Annotated in this window: 23 protein-coding genes; 14 read left to right on the top strand and 9 right to left on the bottom strand. The window is 53.3% G+C overall.

Features of this window, described 5'->3' with window-relative positions:
• Window positions 1-103 precede the first annotated feature (103 nt).
• Entirely contained in the window at window positions 104-1,411 is a 1,308-nt protein-coding gene (locus AFIDRAFT_RS13925; RefSeq protein ID WP_009340131.1) for an MFS transporter, read from the top strand.
• A 50-nt stretch (window positions 1,412-1,461) separates the two neighbouring features.
• Here the strand turns inward: AFIDRAFT_RS13925 and AFIDRAFT_RS19540 are convergent, their stop codons facing one another.
• The 3 genes from AFIDRAFT_RS19540 to AFIDRAFT_RS20525 all read right to left on the bottom strand — a co-directional run bounded on the left by AFIDRAFT_RS19540 (window position 1,462) and on the right by AFIDRAFT_RS20525 (window position 3,937).
• Window positions 1,462-2,268: an IclR family transcriptional regulator gene (locus AFIDRAFT_RS19540; protein WP_009340129.1), complete on the bottom strand. Its 807-nt coding sequence runs from the start codon at window positions 2,266-2,268 to the stop codon at window positions 1,462-1,464.
• Window positions 2,269-2,280: 12 nt separating this feature from the next.
• Window positions 2,281-3,372 (bottom strand): mandelate racemase/muconate lactonizing enzyme family protein, encoded by a 1,092-nt coding sequence (locus tag AFIDRAFT_RS13915; RefSeq protein ID WP_009340127.1) that lies wholly within the window; start codon window positions 3,370-3,372, stop codon window positions 2,281-2,283.
• Window positions 3,373-3,478: 106 nt separating this feature from the next.
• Entirely contained in the window at window positions 3,479-3,937 is a 459-nt protein-coding gene (locus tag AFIDRAFT_RS20525; RefSeq protein ID WP_433994101.1) for a flavin reductase family protein, read from the bottom strand.
• Here AFIDRAFT_RS20525 and AFIDRAFT_RS20250 point away from each other — a divergent pair.
• The gene (locus AFIDRAFT_RS20250; RefSeq protein WP_040298418.1) at window positions 3,846-4,052 is read left to right on the top strand and encodes a hypothetical protein; all 207 of its coding nucleotides are present in this window, start codon (window positions 3,846-3,848) and stop codon (window positions 4,050-4,052) included. The two genes, AFIDRAFT_RS20525 and AFIDRAFT_RS20250, sit on opposite strands and share 92 nt — an antisense overlap.
• Window positions 4,053-4,419: 367 nt before the next feature.
• Here the strand turns inward: AFIDRAFT_RS20250 and AFIDRAFT_RS19130 are convergent, their stop codons facing one another.
• From AFIDRAFT_RS19130 to AFIDRAFT_RS13885, 5 genes are all read right to left on the bottom strand, one after another.
• Window positions 4,420-5,151 carry a hypothetical protein gene (locus AFIDRAFT_RS19130; RefSeq protein WP_050789607.1) on the bottom strand — a complete coding sequence of 244 codons (732 nt, stop codon included), beginning with the start codon at window positions 5,149-5,151 and terminating at the stop codon, window positions 4,420-4,422.
• 18 nt (window positions 5,152-5,169) lie between these two features.
• Complete coding sequence (locus tag AFIDRAFT_RS19530) at window positions 5,170-5,634, bottom strand: glycine/sarcosine/betaine reductase selenoprotein B family protein (RefSeq protein ID WP_009340122.1); 465 nt, start codon at window positions 5,632-5,634, stop codon at window positions 5,170-5,172.
• Window positions 5,635-6,075: 441 nt separating this feature from the next.
• The gene (locus AFIDRAFT_RS20360) at window positions 6,076-6,210 is read right to left on the bottom strand and encodes an alkylhydroperoxidase (RefSeq protein ID WP_040298478.1); all 135 of its coding nucleotides are present in this window, start codon (window positions 6,208-6,210) and stop codon (window positions 6,076-6,078) included.
• Between the two features lie 108 nt (window positions 6,211-6,318).
• On the bottom strand, window positions 6,319-6,972 hold the full coding sequence (locus AFIDRAFT_RS13890; RefSeq protein WP_009340119.1) for an NrsF family protein: 654 nt from the start codon (window positions 6,970-6,972) through the stop codon (window positions 6,319-6,321).
• Window positions 6,969-7,496 (bottom strand): sigma-70 family RNA polymerase sigma factor, encoded by a 528-nt coding sequence (locus AFIDRAFT_RS13885; protein WP_009340117.1) that lies wholly within the window; start codon window positions 7,494-7,496, stop codon window positions 6,969-6,971. Before AFIDRAFT_RS13885 ends, AFIDRAFT_RS13890 begins: the two co-directional genes overlap by 4 nt.
• Before the next feature lie 171 nt (window positions 7,497-7,667).
• Between AFIDRAFT_RS13885 and AFIDRAFT_RS13880 the strand changes: the two genes are divergently transcribed.
• The 12 genes from AFIDRAFT_RS13880 to AFIDRAFT_RS13825 all read left to right on the top strand — a co-directional run bounded on the left by AFIDRAFT_RS13880 (window position 7,668) and on the right by AFIDRAFT_RS13825 (window position 18,144).
• Window positions 7,668-8,390 (top strand): DUF1223 domain-containing protein, encoded by a 723-nt coding sequence (locus tag AFIDRAFT_RS13880; RefSeq protein ID WP_009340115.1) that lies wholly within the window; start codon window positions 7,668-7,670, stop codon window positions 8,388-8,390.
• Between the two features lie 78 nt (window positions 8,391-8,468).
• Complete coding sequence (locus AFIDRAFT_RS13875; protein WP_502685479.1) at window positions 8,469-8,726, top strand: pentapeptide MXKDX repeat protein; 258 nt, start codon at window positions 8,469-8,471, stop codon at window positions 8,724-8,726.
• A 301-nt stretch (window positions 8,727-9,027) separates the two neighbouring features.
• A complete protein-coding gene (locus AFIDRAFT_RS13870; RefSeq protein ID WP_009340110.1) occupies window positions 9,028-9,690 on the top strand; it encodes a response regulator transcription factor in 663 nt (220 codons plus the stop codon).
• Window positions 9,687-11,078 (top strand): ATP-binding protein, encoded by a 1,392-nt coding sequence (locus tag AFIDRAFT_RS13865; protein ID WP_009340108.1) that lies wholly within the window; start codon window positions 9,687-9,689, stop codon window positions 11,076-11,078. Before AFIDRAFT_RS13870 ends, AFIDRAFT_RS13865 begins: the two co-directional genes overlap by 4 nt.
• A gap of 54 nt (window positions 11,079-11,132) precedes the next feature.
• Entirely contained in the window at window positions 11,133-11,891 is a 759-nt protein-coding gene (locus AFIDRAFT_RS13860; RefSeq protein ID WP_009340106.1) for a DsbA family protein, read from the top strand.
• Window positions 11,892-12,050: 159 nt separating this feature from the next.
• On the top strand, window positions 12,051-12,683 hold the full coding sequence (locus AFIDRAFT_RS13855) for a transglutaminase-like cysteine peptidase (RefSeq protein ID WP_009340105.1): 633 nt from the start codon (window positions 12,051-12,053) through the stop codon (window positions 12,681-12,683).
• Window positions 12,684-12,767: 84 nt separating this feature from the next.
• On the top strand, window positions 12,768-13,559 hold the full coding sequence (locus AFIDRAFT_RS19525; RefSeq protein WP_009340103.1) for a L,D-transpeptidase: 792 nt from the start codon (window positions 12,768-12,770) through the stop codon (window positions 13,557-13,559).
• Between the two features lie 82 nt (window positions 13,560-13,641).
• Window positions 13,642-14,154, top strand: coding sequence for a thioredoxin family protein (locus AFIDRAFT_RS13845; protein WP_156786900.1), 513 nt, complete (start codon window positions 13,642-13,644; stop codon window positions 14,152-14,154).
• 51 nt (window positions 14,155-14,205) lie between these two features.
• Window positions 14,206-16,002, top strand: coding sequence for a protein-disulfide reductase DsbD (dsbD, locus tag AFIDRAFT_RS13840; RefSeq protein ID WP_009340097.1), 1,797 nt, complete (start codon window positions 14,206-14,208; stop codon window positions 16,000-16,002).
• Window positions 16,002-16,799 carry a TlpA disulfide reductase family protein gene (locus AFIDRAFT_RS13835; protein WP_009340095.1) on the top strand — a complete coding sequence of 266 codons (798 nt, stop codon included), beginning with the start codon at window positions 16,002-16,004 and terminating at the stop codon, window positions 16,797-16,799. The genes dsbD and AFIDRAFT_RS13835 overlap by 1 nt, the downstream gene beginning before the upstream one ends.
• A gap of 122 nt (window positions 16,800-16,921) precedes the next feature.
• The gene (locus AFIDRAFT_RS13830) at window positions 16,922-17,485 is read left to right on the top strand and encodes a protein-disulfide reductase DsbD domain-containing protein (RefSeq protein ID WP_009340094.1); all 564 of its coding nucleotides are present in this window, start codon (window positions 16,922-16,924) and stop codon (window positions 17,483-17,485) included.
• The gene (locus tag AFIDRAFT_RS13825) at window positions 17,482-18,144 is read left to right on the top strand and encodes a DsbA family protein (RefSeq protein WP_009340093.1); all 663 of its coding nucleotides are present in this window, start codon (window positions 17,482-17,484) and stop codon (window positions 18,142-18,144) included. The genes AFIDRAFT_RS13830 and AFIDRAFT_RS13825 overlap by 4 nt, the downstream gene beginning before the upstream one ends.
• Here the strand turns inward: AFIDRAFT_RS13825 and AFIDRAFT_RS13820 are convergent.
• Window positions 18,110-18,436: a DUF1634 domain-containing protein gene (locus AFIDRAFT_RS13820; protein ID WP_009340092.1), complete on the bottom strand. Its 327-nt coding sequence runs from the start codon at window positions 18,434-18,436 to the stop codon at window positions 18,110-18,112. The genes AFIDRAFT_RS13825 and AFIDRAFT_RS13820 overlap by 35 nt on opposite strands.
• Window positions 18,437-19,016: the final 580 nt, after the last annotated feature.

Genomic DNA, 19,016 nt, shown 5'->3' with positions numbered 1-19,016 from the left:
CACGCGGAATAAAACGTTCAATATTAAATTGCCACTCGTAGCGCCGCGAATAAGCTTCCCGAGCAATAACGAGCCGTAGAACGGCCAATAGGGAGGAAGAGAAATGAAACAAGAAGCGGTAATCGAACGAAGTCCACGTCAAGTTTCAAAAGGCATAGCTACGCTCTTTTCAGCGAGACGATCGCTCACGATCATCTTCTGCGTCATGTACTGTTTGTTCTACCTTGATCGGGTCAACATTTCGCAAGCTGCAAGCAGCATTGCGAAGGAATTTAGCCTCTCAAATACGCAGCTTGGCTTTGCCTTCGGCGCATTTTCATTGACCTACATGATCGGACAGGCTGGCGGTGGGTGGTTTGCAAGACGCTACGGAGCGAGAGCCGTTCTAACAATTTGCGCTGTTTGCGTAAGCATCGCGACGATAGCAACCGGCCTTGTAGGCGGCCTGGCCGCCCTGGTCGCCGCACGCCTCTTGGTGGGCCTCGGCGAAGGACCAGCATTTGCCACCGCAACGCATGCCATGCGTAACTGGTATCCGCTGAATCAATTTGGCTGGATCCAAGGAATTACGCATAGCTTCGCAAGGCTCGGCGGCGCCATCGCTCCGCCTATTGTCGCTGCTCTTATCCTCGCTCACTCATGGCGCTTTTCCTTCATCGTCTTCGGGGTCGTCTCCTTGTTATGGGGATTGACCTGGTGGAAATTCTTCCGAGATGATCCACGCTCTCATCCAACAATTTCGGAATCCGAGCTTGCAAACCTGCCCTCTCCGTCCCGGCTGCACCAGCAAGCCACGCCACTTTCTTTGATCATTCGCCGAGTGATCCCTCTCACGGCGGTGTTCTTTTGCTACGCGTGGATCCTGTGGATGTTCTTGTCTTGGATGCCGCTCTACTTCCAACATAAATACGGGCAGTCGATGGAATGGTCTGCCGTCTTATCCGGACTTCTGCTTGGCGGCGGTGTCATTGGAGACACTCTCGGAGGCGTCATCTCCGATAAGCTTCTCGAGCGTACCGGAAAGCGGTGGATTGCGCGAAGTTCTCTCATCGCGTTTGCGCTCCTAACCTGCGGTGTTTTTACTACCCTTGCGATTCTTTCCAATCAGATGGTTGTCGTCATTTCACTGCTCGCAATCGGCTATTTCTTCCTAGAATTGTTGGTTGCGCCGCTGTGGTGTGTGCCAATGGATATCACGCGAGAACATTGCGGTCTGCTAAGTGGTTTGATGAATGTTGGCGTGGGACTCGCGGGCACAATTTCGCCAATCGCATTTGGCTACATGATTGATAAAACCGGGAACTGGGACTTGCCCTTTGTCAGTGCCGTCGGGATTCTCTTTGCCGGAGCAATCATCTGCATCTTCATGAGGCCAGATCACCCACTAACTGAGCAAGATCGACCCATTTAGAAATCTATAAAGCCACAATCGAAATGCCCCCGCACCGCGGGGGCATTATTCTAGGAAATGAGAGCAGCCAACTTTCGAGCGGCTTGCTTCATCGCCGGCACATGCTCCCGGGCCTGCCTCAAGCTAAGTCTCGCCAACGGCGCATGGAGCGATAAGCCGGCCAACGCCCGTCCGTCTTTGCCGAGGATAGGCACCGCTACTCCGACCACTCCGTCGATATATTCTTCATCGTTTTGCGCAAACCCATCCTGCTTAATGCGGTCTAACATCGGAATGAACCTTGTCCGGCTGCCGATTGTATTTGAGGTAAAGCGCTTCAATGCGACGTTGTCGATAAATTGCTTACGGACTTCTTTCGAGCTGAAGGCCAATATTGCCTTCCCTGAAGACGTGCAGTGCGCTGGAAATCTTGATCCCGCGGCATAATGGCTACGGAGCGGCCAGTCACACTCAACACGATGAATATATACGATATCGGCACCATCAAGGATGCTGATATTAAATGTCTCACCAATCGAACTAACGAGTCCGCGAAGGACGAGTTCGTTCGCCGTACGGGCCGCCGATTGAAGAGTTGTATAGGCCAGCCGTGTCGCGCGTTCGCCACTTAAGTATCGCTTTCCGGCCAGATCTCGCTTTATAAGGTGAGCTTGTTCGAGCTGCGCTAGAATACGATGAACAGAAGGCTTTGGTATTCCAAGCCGCGCCGTGACTTCACTGAGACTCACTGGTAGGTCGGAGGAGGAAATTGCTTCTAGAGCAGCAAACACCTTTTCGAGGTACGAACTGCCGGCCTCATCCGGCTCTCCGGAGCTGCGAGACGCAGCTACTGCCACTTTTGGGCGAGTGAGAGGCATACAGAACTCCTGTCAGGCACGCATATTCGATCTATGGAAGCTTTCCGAGGATACCTGCATGGCGGCTACAGCCTTCTCGTCAAGCTCCGGTAGATATCCGTTCGGTATAACAATTGCTCCTTTTTGGATCGTCAACGGGTTTTTTAGGGTCGGAATTTTCTGCTTCAAAAATCCGTTCATCTCACCCGCGACGTCCCGCAGACGAACCGCGGCGACGCAGGCCTCCATCCAGCATCCGATTTCAGTCGCAACACCATTTCCAAGGACAGCCTGCATCCCCAAAGCTTTGGTCCGGCTCAATGCCCTTTCCAGGGACGTCAGGCTTCCAAGCTTCATGAGCTTCAATTTGACCAAGTTCGCCGCCTGCAATTTGGCAGCTCGCTCGACGTCGGCCATATCATAGATTGACTCATCCAACATGATAGGCACGCGAGCCGCATTCTTGACCGCTACGGCGGATTCCCAATCGTCCGCATCACAGGCCTGCTCGAAGAGTTCGACATGATCTGGGCTAAGCGATCTCGCAAATCGCACACCGTCTTCCGGGCTGAAGCCTTGATTGGCGTCAATGCGGATGTTGACGTCAGTTCCTGCCAGAAGCTGCTGCACGGCGCCCACCCGGGCTAGGTCGGGATCAACCTCCCATCCTACCTTGACCTTCAACGTCTTGAAGCCAGCCTTCATCAGAGCTTCGACCTCTGAGGCAAGCTTCTTTTCTTCCAAAGTGTTGATCACTCCGAGGATTGGTACGTTTCCAACAACGCGAAGCGCAGGATGATCGGCTGCCATCTCGAACGCTGTGCCAAACGCCGTCGCCGTGAATGGATTACTGGGTATCCACGCGGTGAGAATATCGGTTGCTTCACGGGCCGTTTTGCCTCGGATTTGCGCTGCAATGTCCTGCGCCGCGCGCCAGCACTCCCCGACCGTCTCATCGGTATAGCCGGTTAGAATTGTGGCTTCCCCGAGACCCTTTGTTCCATCGTCAAGGAGGAGCTCGACCAGCAACGTGTCAAAAGCCAGAACTGTGGCGAATGATAATTTATAGGGTTGGGCTAGTTCGACACGCAGAAGCCGAATAAGTACCCGATCGACATGAGCCATGATATTACTCCATATTTATATGGAATAAATCGTTCCACATGACTGAATTAATGAAAAGACGAATTACAGAACACTATTCCGCGAGACGAAATATTAGATTGTTAGCTTACCCACATGAAAATCCGAGATCGCTCTGCAACTTGGCTGCTCTAACTGGCGGAGTTGTTTTAAACTCCGCATTTGAAAACGAGCCATATGAACCATCGTGATAAAGTAGGGGATTCAGATTTCGGTCAGAAGTTGAAACAACTCTACCGATAATAATGCTATGGCTTCCGCGAGCCATGACCTCATCGACGCGACACTCCATGGCGGCACACGTCCCTCTAATCAGAGGAACACCTGTAACACCAACGATTGTCTTTCTTGTAAGATACAACGTCTTCGACAGGCGCAAAGCATCGGAGCTAAAGAGCTTTGCCAAACACCCTTGACCTGAAGACAAGACATTCAGAGCAAACGAGCCGTTTTCGATGATTGCTTTGGTAGTCTTGGCTCCGTTATTTAACGCCACCAAGATGGATGCTGGCTCAGTTGATAGGCTGCAAACGGACGTCGCGGTCATTCCAGAGGGACAGGGTCCTCCGGTCGTTATCACGCAAACACTCGATGCGAACCTGCGCATCGAACACCTAAATGCATTGCTATCGACGGCTTCTAGCTTCATCACTCCCATCTGATACGATTTGGATTCTCTAAGATGTCAGGAGGCTGACATCTCTACGAAATTTCGCATGAAATTTAAAAATATCGCTGTCTGACGATTGCCAAACGGGCAGGCGATTCTATTAGTAGCGACAGAGCTTCTCGTTTGCTGAAAATGCGCTCGGGAACAACCGCCACGTTCGCTGGCCATCTTCGGGCGATTTGTTTCTCTACACTTGAACAGCGTCAAAACCCTGCCTGACGTCTGCAAGAGATCACCGCGCTGCCATTCGACAAATACCAGTCCAGCGCGCTGGATTGATGAGAAGTTGCCGAGCGTATTGAAGAAAAGACTTTCCCGAATAATCGGGAGCCGTCAGCGCGCCGTCTTGCTTGGCCCACTCATTCACCCGGTCTGATTTGTGCGGCAGGTACCAGAAAGGTGCTGACGATACGGCTCAATCGCTCATCGTCACTTGCCTGCAGGACCTTTCTCAAAGCCCGGATTGCGCTCCCGGTCGCTGTGCCGTTCCAGAACCACTCTCTGAGCTGTTTTCCGGATGGCTGCCCATCGCCAGCCGCACCAGCCTCCAGGCAATATGCCTTCAGATCGTCCACACAAAAACGCAGCATCATCGACCCCGACAGATCGCTCCATGGACTTGGCGTCACGGCACCGGTCATCCATCCCCCCACGAAATCGGCGCACTCTTCGATCGATACTCTCGCAAATCCAACCGTCGTGCGATTGTGCCTGGCCTTCCATTGCTGATGCGCCTGCGCGAGTAGTCGGATTTCCTCGCGCAACCATCGAGCAAGTGCGGCGTTCGGTTCCTCTGAAAGAAAGCTACTAGTGATCGGCGGTCGCCACGCCGCATCTGGCACGCTACGCGGATCATCGTCAGGGAAATTATCGATAGTGCCGGTACCTTCTTCGCGCTCAAGCAATCGCAAGGCGGTTCGAATCACGCGTTTCTGAAAAGCTGGATTGCTTGGCGGTCCGAGGGGACGGCCGAGCTCGAACGGCACCCACAACGCTCGTGGTGGCTTGGTTTTTTCTGTTTGCGGCCGAATGAGGCTGATCGCGACTGTCGCGATGCCCTCTTCTTCCAGATAGTGAGCCAGCGCGCTCACGGCGCGCGAGCAGATGGGTCAGACAGGACAGAGCAAAACCGCGTCGACCTTGTCCTGCTTCAATCTCACCGCCAGTTCGCGGACATAACCTTCCGCTTCGGTGGGATCAATCGCCCCCATAAACGAGTAATGCATTTCAGCGACCGAACCGATCGTCCCCTCCTCCGCGAGCTCTTTAAGCCGATCAAGAGGAAGAATTACGTTCCAGTCTTCCTGAAACGCAGTACGGTCGAAGTTAATAGAGATATGACTGCATAGAACGTCTTTTGGCAAAACCTCCCTAGGGATCGCCCGATAATCGGCATCGCGACCGCGAAACGGAGCGGCTTCGCCTTGCACAAAAAGCCCAGCGGACGAGATGACCGCCACGCGCCGTTCAGCAAGCGGTGGGCCACTCACCCACGGGCTGGTCTGAAAATCAGGGCATTCCAGTTCGGCGAGGCGTTTGGCTTGCCCTTCTGGCAGATCTGTCAGCCGAACCATCTTGTTACCTCAAGTTGACAATCCAACTCGCAGAATGAAGAGCTGAGAGAGTTTAGCAAGCATCTCAGTTTGCATATCTGCCATTCGGCGCTGAACTTCTTAAACAGGCCCTCAACGAGGTTCGGCGGATTCAATAAAGTCTAAGACGATTAGAAATCCAGACCGTCGAGATAATACCGCGCGTACACCACAATAAACTATTCCTTCGCGATAGGGCCAGCCGCCAATAGAACGGGCAGCGCAAGCAAATTTTTCTCATTCATCAACGGCGGCTGCGAATTTCCTGGAAGGAGGTCGTTAAAACGGTTCGACCAATAGACCGGCATGCCAACTGCGCTCGCGCCCGGCACATCATGAGGAGAACCAGCCACAAATAAAACGGAAGAAGGATCTGATGCTCCTAAAGCTGAAAGTCCAGCAAGGTAGGCGCCGGGATCCGTTTTATACAGCCCGTTCGGCGCTGCTTATCGCCCCGTCCTCGAATGTCGCATTATTGAAATCCCAAAATGCCTTCATTGCCTTCGGGCTGTTATCGTCGAGCATCTTCAACTTACTCAAGTTTTTCATGTCGAACATAGCGTATTTCTCCTGAGTTATTCCGCCAACCCAGTGAACTACGAGGAAGACTCGCGAGTGTTACAGATTTTACCGTGCATTGCTGCCTTTCTTTTACGGCTGTGGTGTCTACCACCGTATTGTCCGAGGGCCCAGCACAGCGCCTAGCAGAGTCATTGCAAGGATTGCAGCGCCATACCAAACCAGAATGAAAGGCATCGCACTCTCGTCACACGCAACTGAATATACGAGCGCCGCAAGTCCGCCGGCGGCCAGACCAGCCGCGGCGCCGGCAGCCGTGAGCTGAGTCGGCGCCATACGACGCATTATAAAAAGCGCGACGGCAAGAATCGGTAAGGCAAGTAGCATGATGAGCCAGGGACATACCTCGGCAGTCTTGCCCATGACGAGATGTCGCCAAAGACTTTGTGGGCTTGTCGCGATCTGTAACATTGCAAGAACGGCCATCGTGATGGCAGTTCCAAAAGCAAAACGGGCAGAAGCACGGGCCGCGCCGTCGGGTCTGGCAAGTCGAAGCATGGCGCCGACGCCGGCAATCGTCAGCACTATGACAAATGCCTCTTTGGTCCAGAAGGCCATCGTCGGAAGCGCTGCAACTAAGTCAGGCCTTACCCCCCAGAGCTGAAGAACGATCATAAGCATTGCGATAGCGCAAATGCCAAGCGCAGCCAGCACCTGGCGGCGCACAACACCTGTACGGACGGGCTTCAGATCAGACACCAGCAGATTTATCAGCCCTAAGGAGGGGTCAAAGTCGTTCATTGCTCCTCCTTTTGGGCAAAGCGCCCAGCAAGGGTTTTGATCGCGCGATGGATCGTCACCTTTACAGCGGACGGGCTTAGCCCATTCGCAACAGATACTTCTGCGACCGAACGACCCTCCAGTTTGACCGCGCGGAGCAAAGCACGCTGTCTTTCCGGAATACTCGCCAGAATCTTTTCGACGTCCTCACGGTCATTCCATGTAATCGTCTCGTCCATTGCGAGGAGCGCCTCGTTTGTCTCATCGAGGGAAAGTGTCTGATGCCGCCGCCGGTGGCGCAGATAATCGATAAGCTTGTATCGCGCAATTGCATACAGCCAGGCTGTGAAGGGGCGGTCCGACTCATAGGTCATCCGACGACGGTGCAAGGCAATCAGCGTTTCTTGCGCGAGATCGTCGACAACAGAGCCATCTCTGAGGCGCCGGCGAAAATAGTCCTGCAACAGCACGCCCACCTCAGTGAGGAGCGTTCGATAAGCGCTTTCGTCTCCTGTCAGGCTCCGCATCATAAGCGATCTGAGCATGTCTTCAGTTATCCGCACGTGATCTATTGCCCTTTCGCTTTCAGCGATGCGGAAGTTACAGAACTCGACAGCAACCTGTCATTCCAAGTCCAGTTATCACTAACTCGTGATGATGTAACTTGCTTTAGTTTCGGTCGAACTCTCCTGCATCGAAGCAGTGAGGAGTGGCCGATGGCTAAATTTTCCAACTTTCGCAAATGCACTCTCGCCTTCTCTGTAAGTACGTTCGCGCTTTTAACCGTTATCGGTCCCGCTTTTGGAGAGACGCGCCCTCTTACCGTCGTCGAGCTTTTCACTAGCCAAGGCTGCTCATCGTGCCCGCCCGCAAATGCCAACCTAATCCGCTTGAAGGATGAACCGAACGTTCTGGCGCTGAGCTTTTCCGTCACGTACTGGGACTATCTAGGTTGGAAGGACATCTTTGGACGCAAGGATTATACTGCCCGTCAGGAAACCTACGAAGCTCCGCTTGGCGAAAGCGGGGCCTTCACGCCACAAATGGTAGTTGACGGCCGCCTTTCACTCGTCGGTCGAGACTTCGCAGAGGCGCAATCAGCGATTAAAAAATCTGAGGCACGCTCCCGGGACGATGCTCCGAGAATCCTTATCGAGAGCGGGCGCGTGAGCGTTTTCGCCGCGAATATCCCGTCTCATCCCGCAGATGTCTGGCTCGTGCGATACGATCCTCATGTTGTCAACGTGCCTATCCAGCGCGGTGAGAATACGGGCCGTACGCTTCCGCACGCGAATGTGGTTCACGAACTCGTCCACTTGGGCTCATGGAATGGTACTCCCTCGAACTTTTCGGTAGCAGCCGCACCTGCCGGCCAGAAAACTGCCATCCTCGTTCAGTCACCGAACGGCGGCCCAATTCTCGCCGCCGCAACCGACTGATGATCCACCTCGGGCTTGCAGCAACGTGAGCCCCAGAACAGCCGAGCATTTCGCTCGGCATGCCATCTACCGAAAGGAATGACCATGACGAATCTCACCAAAATCTTCAGCTCCGCCCTTATCGCAACTAGCCTCGGTTTCGGCGCGATCCCCGTTCATGCACAGGATGCAATGAAGAAGGACTCAATGCACAACGACAGCATGAAAAAAGACACGATGAAGGGAGACGCCATGAAAGGCGATGCTATGCATAACGATAGCATGAAGAAGGACACGATGAAGAAAGATCCAATGCACAACGATAGCATGAAAAAAGATTCGATGAAGAAGAACTAATTTCTCGTGCCGGCATCTTCGGGTGCCGGCATTTCTCGCTAGCAGCTAGCGATGCCGATGTCAGCGTTGACGATTCCTTTCTCGTTCATGCGACGTTGCATCATTGGTTTTGGTTGCCCTCTGGATGTCAGGGTGCTGACATCCAGGTAAGCGTTCGGCATTTTCCGCAGCCTTTGTTGCTATCTGACGTAACAGGCAGCTTCCTTTTGCGTAGTAGATAGGGCCGGGCCCCCATTCGGATGGTCTTAAGGTCAACTTAAGTTTCATCGGCGAGCGGGAGCGGCCTGCCGGAGTTTCCAACTTGCGCATTTTGATCGTGGAAGACGATCCCGTCATTTCGAACGGCCTTAAGGTCGGGCTCGGTATGTTTGGCGCCACCTTGGACGTCGTATCCACATGTGCCGACGGCCGAGCCGCGGCCGCATTGAGTGAATTCGACGCGCTGGTCTTGGATGTCATGCTGCCCGACGGCTCCGGTCTCGATCTGCTGACAGAGCTACGGGCCGGCGGCGACAGAACTCCAGTTCTGATGCTGACGGCTCTCGATGAGATTGCGGATCGTATCAAAGGCCTGGATTCTGGCGCCGACGACTACATCGGAAAGCCATTCGACCTCGATGAGCTAGCCGCGCGCGTGCGAGCGATATGCCGTCGACAGACTGGGCGCGCTTCACCGTGCTTGACCTTCAATGGCCTTACACTCGATCCCGCGCAAATGACCGTCACCGTAAATGATGAAACGAATCCTCTCTCGCGGCGAGAATTTTCAATTCTGTCAGCCCTAATGAGTCATCCTGGCCGTGTGATGTCCAAGAATGAGATCGAAAGTCGCCTTTACGGATGGCAGGAAGAGATCGAAAGCAACACGGTAGAAGTTCACATCCATAAGCTTCGAACAAAGGTGGGACGCGAAAAAATCGAGACCATCCGCGGAATTGGCTATCGCATGAGGCTCGATTCATGAGTTCGCTCAGAAACCGGCTTTTTGCAATTCTTTTAACTGCTACCGGAATCATATGGTTGGCGGCTATCTGCTGGATTTATGTCGCTAGCCAGCGGGAGATCGAAAGCGTCCTCGACGCGCGTCTACAAGAAGCAGCGCGTATGGCGTCGTCCCTGATACCTAACGATTCCGGCCCGCATTCTTCCTCAAGACTGAAATCTGCTGAGCTAGCATCCACTGAACGGCAGCTTTCTTGCCAGATTTGGTCGCTCGATGGCCGCATGGTTGCGAGATCGAGCGGTGCGCCAGACGAAAGGCTGAGTGATGTCCCGAACGGCTTCTCAGAGCGCGTCATTGATGGCGAGACATGGCGAGTATTCACCATGGAGAATGCTGACAAAGGCGTTCGAGTGTTAGTTGGCGATAGATTGGGCGTGCGAGACCATCTCGTCGCGGAAATCATCAAAGGTTTACTCACACCCGCTCTATTCGTCATCCCGCTACTCGGTCTTCTGATCTGGGCCAGCTTGCACCGCGGATTTGTCCCTCTTCGAAACATCGCCAACGAACTAAAGCACCGCAGCGCGGACGATACGAGCTTGATTGCGATCGACCGAGCGCCAATCGAGATTCAGCCTCTCGTGACAGCCCTCAACGAACTTTTTGTGAAGGTTCAAGACGCCCGCCAGCGTGAGCGCGAGATCACCGCTTTCGCCGCACATGAACTGCGTACCCCACTTGCGGGCCTGAGAATGCAAGCGCAAATCTCGATGTCTGCAGTCGACGATACTACACGTCAGGCCGCTTTGCGGCAAATTCTCGTATCGGTGGATCGGACCTCGCGGCTAGTTCGACAGTTGCTGGCAATCTCAAAACTCGACGCGACGCGTATCGTAACGCCGGAAAGCAATGTCAATGTCGGGAGCGCGCTAGAAGAGGTTGTGGAAGCGCTTGCGCCAGCCAATGACGGCATCCATGTGACCATAGAGCCCACTTTGCGAATGGCAGTATTACCCGCCAATCGTGAGCTATTGCTTCTAGCCCTCCGCAACCTCCACGAGAATGCCATCGGTCACATGCAAGAGGGCGGCACCGTGAGATGGTTGGTTGAACAGAAAGCCAATACTTTTATTGTTGCCGTAGAAGATGATGGGCCAGGAATTCCGGATGAAGAAATCCATCTCGTCACCAAGAGGTTCTTCCGCGGGCGTCACAAAAGCCCTTCTGGTAGCGGTCTTGGTCTCGCAATCGTCGACCTAGCTTTGCGGGCCAGTGGCGCGGAGCTGAGATTAAAAAACCGTCCGACTGGTGGTCTCCGCGTCGAAATGCAGTGGCGATTCCCCATTGAAGGGGGCCGCAGAAATCATTCCGCTCCGTACCGCGGGACGCTTCGACTGATCAAAGCATGAGCCGTGGCGGCACTTAGTCCGATCGCTTGGATTGGTCAAAGGAGGCGAAACGTGATGCGAATTTATCTTGCTCAAAAAGCAATGCTGATAGTAGTAACCTTGGCAATCGCTAGCACGGCTCGTGCTCAGACCGCTTCTACTTCATTCTCGGCAACGCAGCGCCACGATATCGAACTCATCGTGCGGGATTATCTGATCGAGAATCCCGAAGTCCTTCGCGAGGCCAGCATAGAACTTGAACGTCGCACTCAAGAAGCACAACGCAATTCACAGACTCAGGCTATTGCAAAGTACCACGACCAACTCGTCTCGTCCCGCGGCAGCATCGTCCTAGGAAACCCTAACGGCACAGTCAACATGGTGGCGTTTTTCGATTACAATTGTCCCTTCTGCCGAGCCTCAGTTGACGATATCCAAACTCTTATCGAAGCAAACCCCGATTTACGCGTGGTGCTGAAGGAATTTCCAATCCTTGGCCAAGAATCCACCGAGGCAAGCCACGTTGCCTTGGCCGCATCACGTCAGTTCCAAAACGCTGATCTACAAGCCCACTACTATCGAGCGTTGATGAAAGTCAAAGGAACTATGAATGGTGAGCTTGCGCTATTAATCGGGGAAAAATTTGGGCTGAATGAAACTCAGGCTCGCAAGGATCTCCACGATAAACAAATTGATGCGATCTTGAGCGAAAACATGTCAATCGCTGAAGCGCTTGGTGTCAATGGTACTCCGAGCTTTGTCATCGGCAACAATCTTATTGTCGGCGCTGTGGGGGCCGTGCAGATACAGCAGATCATAGACACCTCAAGATAGCGGCGGCTAGAACGAGAACAGCAATTCTCTATTTTGGGTTTTGATAAATGGTCTGCCTTGTCCTGGTTAAAAGAGCGGTTGTTTCAAATTTGACGAGATAATTTATATTCCCGTGAAATTCGTCATGAGAGCAAAGGCCTGTCAAAACAGGGGGCCAATATGTTCAAGACGAAACGAGACTTCGCTCTCTTAACCCGCTTATTAGCCTGCATCTTATCTATTGGATATGCGGGACCTGCAAATGCTGAGGAGGAGTCAATCCACGCCAGCATTGGCACCTCGGTGCGATCTCCGATGGGCTGGGTACAGTTTTGCCGCGACAATTCGGCGGAGTGTAGCACCACTAAGACGATGCCTCGTGCCATTGTCATGACGCAGGAAGCTTGGAACGATCTTTTAAGGGTCAACCGTCAGGTTAACGAAAAGATTAAGCCGATCACCGACATGGATCATTGGGGCACTATCGAAAAGTGGTCATATCCCACGGATGGATACGGCGACTGCGAAGAATATGTATTGCAAAAACGCAAGATCTTGATGAGCGCAGGCTGGCCCCGCGAATCGCTACTGATCACAGTCGTTCACGACAAGAATGACGAAGGACACGCTGTACTAACGGTCGTGTCGGACAAGGGCGATTTCATCTTGGATAATGAGAGCTCTCAAATCCTGCGGTGGGACGCTACAGGGTATCGTTACGTCAAGCGTCAGAGCCAAAGCGATAGTAATGAATGGGTCGCGCTCGGCACGCTCGCACCTACGCCGGCAACCGCGACGACACATGGCCTGTAGGTGTTACAAAGTGTCGGCCTCTTAAGGCTGGTTTAAGATTCGTACGATCCTACGGTTGTCCTCATGACACAACGAGGATCGTCAATGCGCGCCGCTTCTGTACTCAGGCTTTTGTCGTCTATTCCAAGCGACATAGCCGCTGACTTACTCTCTGGCGATTCAAGCAAGATTTCACGGCGCGCTTTGCTTGGTTTGAGCGCATTTGCACTTTCCGGTTGCGTCACCGACGGCAACTCGCCGAGCTCACTTTCGAGCGCAGGCTATCCGGACACGTCACCGACCGTTCCCCCGATGTACCGCGCTCTGTCCGATGGCGGCTTCCAAATCCCGGAGGTAGACGTCAGCCAAGTCGAACGGCGTTATTGGCGTCGGGACGTCGATTACACCTCGTCAGAAGACGTAGGTACTTTGATTGTCGATACGCCTGCCAAATATCTCTATCACGTCCTGCCCGGACAACGCGCCACGCGATACGGGATTGGCGTGGGACGGGAAGGATTCGAATGGTCTGGACGCGCATTGGTCGCATATGGACGCGCATGGCCGCGATGGGTACCACCAGATTCTATGATTCAGCGGCAACCCGAACTCAAGCGATATAGCATAGTGAATGGCGGAATGCAGCCCGGCCTGCGTAATCCACTTGGCGCGCGAGCGCTCTATATTCACGACCATGGGCGCGACACTCTGTACCGCCTGCATGGCACTAGTGAACCGGGATCGATTGGCAAAGCCGTGTCGTCAGGCTGCATTCGGCTCCTAAACCAGGATGTAATCCACCTGTACAATAATGTCAGAAACGGCACGAAAATCGTCGTCATTCCTGATCCGGCTATGAGTTCTCTTACCTTACCATCCAGCCCAATCAAATCCTGATCGGTTGCGTGGAATCACACTCTTAAGCCTGCATTAAGGTAGGACGAGAAGGTCAGTGCGGGACCGTTGTGGAGGACCCGCCTTGGACCAGAAACATCGACCATTCCAGCCACCCGCCCCCAATTGGTGGAAAGCCACCCCTTTGACGCGACGAGCATTTGCTGGTGGCGCTACCGCCTGTGCAATGCTGCGACTCGGATTCGCTCGTGCGGCGGTCATTGCGCGAGGTGTCAAAATCGGCCCCATCAGCTCTATTGAGGGCTACGGCGCGGCACTGCGTACGTCCAGCACGATAAGCCGCTTTGCGCTGGTCGAGATCGGCGCAGACTGGTGCGAATTCTGCCAGATCATTACCGAGCGAATTCTGCCCAATCCGGAGGTTGCCGAGCTGCTGGCTCAAATGGCGCTGATTCGCATCGATGTGACGTCAATGAGCGAGAGCAACAAGAAATTGCTCACATCGCTTGCGGTAGATGGGCCACCGACCGTCTTCGTCTCCGACACGCATACGGGGCGCGAATATCCCAAAACACGATCCGTTGGTAGCTTCGATGCCGAAAGTCTCATCACGCGACTTCAACACTTCGCGCGCTGACGCAACTGTCAAACAAACATTCCATTGAGATAGCGGACCAAAGAGAGATCCATGAAACGAACATTATTTCTGGCTTTTTTTATCGTAACCGCAATAGGAGCTTCCTACGCATCAGCCCAGACAAGCATCCTGAAAGCCGATGATGCTTTCAGACTGTCGGTTGATCGAAGCGAAAACGACCAGGTCGCTCTGCACTGGAAGATTGCTCCGGGCTACTATCTTTATCGAGATCATATCCGCGCTGGCGATACATCTAGCCAAAAGTCAATCAACCTCATTCTTCCCGCAGGCGTTACCAAGCTAGATCCAACCTTTGGATCTACCGTAATCTACCATAGTAACCTTTCGACCTCCGTTCCTGCTTCTGCTATCGCCGAGATCAAACTCCAATACCAAGGTTGCAAGGAAAACAGCATCTGCTATCCGCCGATTACAAAATTCATCGACCTGAAGACACTTTCCGTCTCAGATACTGCGAGCATTATTTCTTCGGAGACTATTCGCTCTGCTCCCGCAGAGGCAACCGCAAGCGGATTTCATCTGGCGGAAGACACCGATTCCGGACTTGTGAGCTCGCTACTTCATTCCGGAGGGCCGATCTGGGTAATAGCTAGCTTCTTCGTATTCGGCCTTTTCCTCGCGTTTACGCCCTGCGTCTTACCGATGTATCCCATCCTCGCTGCAACACTCGCTCGTTCGGGTGAACAGCTCTCCGCCTCACGCGGCGTTGCATTGTCTTCAGCGTATGTCGTCGCCATGGCCACCGCCTTCGGCATGTTGGGCATAGCGGCGGCATGGTCCGGAGAAAATCTCCAGATCGTTCTGCAATCTCCATATGCAGTTATCGCAACTGCTGGTCTGTTTGCAGTATTGGCGATGTCAATGTTCGGCTTTTTCGAAATTCAGTTGCCCTCCCGCTGGGTTAATAAGATCAGCAGCGTTCAGGAAAGCAGGACTGGATCATTCGGCTCAACCGTCTTGTTGGGATTCACATCGGCGTTGATCGTCGGTCCTTGTGTCACTGCACCATTAGCAGCGGCCCTTCTCTATATCGCGCAAACCGGTAACGCTCGGCTAGGTGCGGCCGCACTGTTTTCTCTCGGTCTCGGCCAGGGTCTTCCTTTGGTCCTGCTGGGTGTATTGGGGGGACGCATACTGCCGCGGGCGGGCGGCTGGATGGTGTATGTCAAATACACCTTCGGCTTCGTATTTCTGGCTGCTGCAATCTGGATGGCAAGCCGGATTTTGCCGCCCCACATTTCCTTGGCTCTTTGTGCGATCGCTTTGATTACGATGTCGGTATTCCTGGGTGTATTCGAAAATTTCGCCTATGACGCACCACGCTTCCGACTGCAGAAGGCAGCCGGAATTGTAGTGCTACTTTATGGCGCCATTCTCTTCGTGGGTGCGTCAAGTGGAGCCACAGACCCTCTTCGCCCTTTACAATCCATCTTCGTGACCACCAGAAGGGCTGAAGCCGAGAATATTTCTTTCACGAAGGCATCCTCAACGACAGATCTCCAGGAGCAACTTCGCCTTGCGCGCGACGACGACAAGCCGACGCTAGTCTATGTGACTGCGGAGTGGTGCGTTTCCTGCAAGACGATCGATCGAGAGGTCTTGGATTCGCCTGACGTGAAGGCTGCGCTGCATGATTATCATCGCATCAAAGTCGACGTCACGAACCTCAGCGCCGCCAACAGCGCACTGATGCGCGATATTCATGTTATCGGTCCTCCGACCATGATTTTTTTCGACAAAAGTGCGAATGAAATTCCTGCAACACGTCTGGTCGGGGAAATATCGACCCAATCGCTGTTGGCATCCTCGCGCGGCGGAGAGCAATAATGGGTGCGGTCGCGATTGGGCCGTTGATGCTCTCGACCCAGCACTTTGCTGCCGTTATCGGGGCTCTGGCATTTATTGTCGTCGCATTGCTTATGGCGACAAAGGTGGATGACCGCTTTCATTCATGGGCGTCATTGGTCATCGTCATTTTCCCTTTAGGTTCCCGGATCGGGCATATCATTCAATATCCCACAGACTTTATTCAAGAGCCGATAAGAATCCTTTCCGTTTGGCAGGGTGGTTTTTCCTGGATCGGCGGCTTAATTGCGACTTCAGCAGCAACCCTCCTCTACTTGCGAAACACTAGGTTGCTGGCATGGAGCAGTCTTCCGATCGGTGCTGCGGCGGCCGGCGTTGGAATTGTCCTTTTGGTCTCAGCACAGAGCAATATGAACATTCCGCTGCCTACGACGTCGTTTCAAACAACAGACGGCAGAGCCATCGTTTTGGGAGCGAAATTGACCCGCCCACTGGTACTCAATCTCTGGGCGACCTGGTGCCCGCCCTGTCGGCGAGAGCTACCCATGATGGCGGAATTTGCACACGGGCAATCTTCTGTTGATTTTATCTTTGCCAATCAAGGAGACGATCAATCTACGATCACCACTTTCCTAAATAGACAGAATATCTCGCTCGACACCGTTGTAGTTGATGCCGATGGCCAACTCGCTCGGCACTACAGAATACGAGGCCTGCCAACGACGTTATTCATTGGACGTGATGGAACAATTCAATCTGTCGAAGCTGGCGAACTTTCTAAGGAAACCCTGACTGGCGAAGTCAGCAGTTTGCGGTGAAGCATCTACTTGAATCCTAGAACGGAGGCCGCCATCACAGAAGGTGGTCAACCAGCGCGCGAGCACTTAAGGCTGCCTTAAGGTGGCTACGCAACAAAGAGCATGCGAATTCAGGGTATTCCATGTCTCATAGCCGAAAATTGCGCAATCTACTGGTCATCTTACCGATTGCGGCCCTCGCGACCACCTCGGCCTTCGGGGCAACGCCTGACGACCTAGATCAGAGGGTCAAGTTCAGCGTGGAACGTGACGACGAGTCAATTGGCCTCGAATTGACTTGGATTATCGCACCCAAATCATTTCTCTACCGCGACACCATAAAAGTCACGATCGATGGACGCCCCCTAAGGATGGTGAGCGCGCCAGGGTTGCGCGTGCATCCTTCAATATCCCCAACAAAAGAAATTTACCGCGGCATCGCCATGGCGAACATCATTGAGGACATACCGGAAAAAGGAGAGATACGTGTCACGTATCAAAGGTGCGAGCAAAACGCGACGTGCGATCCGCCAGTTACTCAATCAATTGACCTTGAGACGCTATCGATCCACCGACTTGACGAACGCGAGCTCTCATCTGCAACGGACGTTTCCAACGCGCGGCAATCGCGCACACTCTTCCTGAATCTTATGCACGTTTGTGACGCGGCATTGGTCGCGCAGCACATTACACCGGAGTTAAAATGACCATCGAACTCTCCAGACAGTCATTTCTGCGATTAGCCACCGCATCGACGGCGCTTTTCTTCATACCAAGAGTGAGAGCCGACGATTCGCTCGAGGAGTTGAAGCATATGCTTTTCAACGATCCCGAGTCGCCGACCGCTGGCAATTCAAACGGCAATCTGACCATCATCGATTTCTTCGATTATAATTGCCCGTTTTGCAAGGCGACCGCACCGCACCTTGAGCGGATTGTACGCTCTGACGGCAACATTCGGGTGGTCTACAAAGATTGGCCAATCTTGGAAGAAACATCGATTTCCGGGGCGAGACTGGCGTTAGCCGCAAAGTATCAAGGCAAATATCTCGCAGCTCACGAAGCGATGATGAATATTCCGGGTACTGGCGTCGCGGTCGAGAAAATGCTCGCTGCAATTAGAAAGACTGACGTCGATATAGATCGACTGAATCAGGATATGAAAATCAATGCCTCGGCCATCGACGCACTCATTAAGCGAAATCTCGAACAAGCCGACGCTATTGGTTTACAGGGCACGCCAGGGTTTCTAGTTGGAAAATTCCGGGTCAATCAAGCTCTCACCTATGAAGGCTTTCAGCATGTTGTCGCTGACGCGCGCGAGGCCGCCGCTAAAGAACCGAATCGACGTGAAGAACACCGATAGCAGCGCCTAACCCTATAATCAGCAAGACCAGAAAGGAAATGATCGCGAAAACTGTGTCTTCATCGCGGATGAATGTGAGCGTCATCACGGCGACTCCGAGAATCGGCATGGCGATAAAGATGGCAATGCCTATCGACACTAGACGCACGGAAACGGGCTGAAACTCAACAGCCGCAAATAGCCCCATGGTGATGCCGACGCTGACGATAGCGCAACCGATCCATGTTCCCCATTCCAATAATTTGGAAATCCGGCGCTCGAGAAGTGCATGCTTTGCCAGATTTTCAGTCATCACATTCCTTAAAACCGATGGTGCTGTTATGGAGGCCATTTAGATAAACCGAATTCCAAATGCGTAGAGAGCCATTTGAGCCGCGAGCGCAATCAGTACCACGACGAAAAATAGTCGAAGCTTATCGGCAGGAAGAACCACGAGCACAGCGCTCAAGAGAAACGCTATACGCCATCCCCACGCCGCAAAATCTTCCACCGTGGCATCGTACGTGTGGTTTTGCCACCCAAAGGGGAAGCCCGTGACCGCTGGCTTACCCGCGATGAGGTGGCCCATCTGCTCCGTATTTGCTGGCACGCGCGCGAGTACCAAACTGTGCACAAGGGCCATAACAAAGGCACCCCAACGGGTTTGGCTTGACACACCAACTGACCAAGCGGAGAGGCGCCGAAGGCGTTTCCCTCACGAATCGAAGTTAAGCTCCGGCTAGATAGATGAAACCATATCAATACGAAAACATTAATGAACACTCGCGCCGGGTGACAACCGGCCACAACGGGGACGATGGACGCGGTCATTTTGCCGGTTTCTGACCGCGACACCAACGCATCGGTACGCGCTGACATCTGACCTGTTCTCG

This window comes from Afipia sp. 1NLS2 (genome assembly GCF_000178995.1).
Classification (GTDB): Bacteria; Pseudomonadota; Alphaproteobacteria; order Rhizobiales; family Xanthobacteraceae; genus Afipia.
This window is presented reverse-complemented; position numbering and strand designations above follow the sequence as displayed.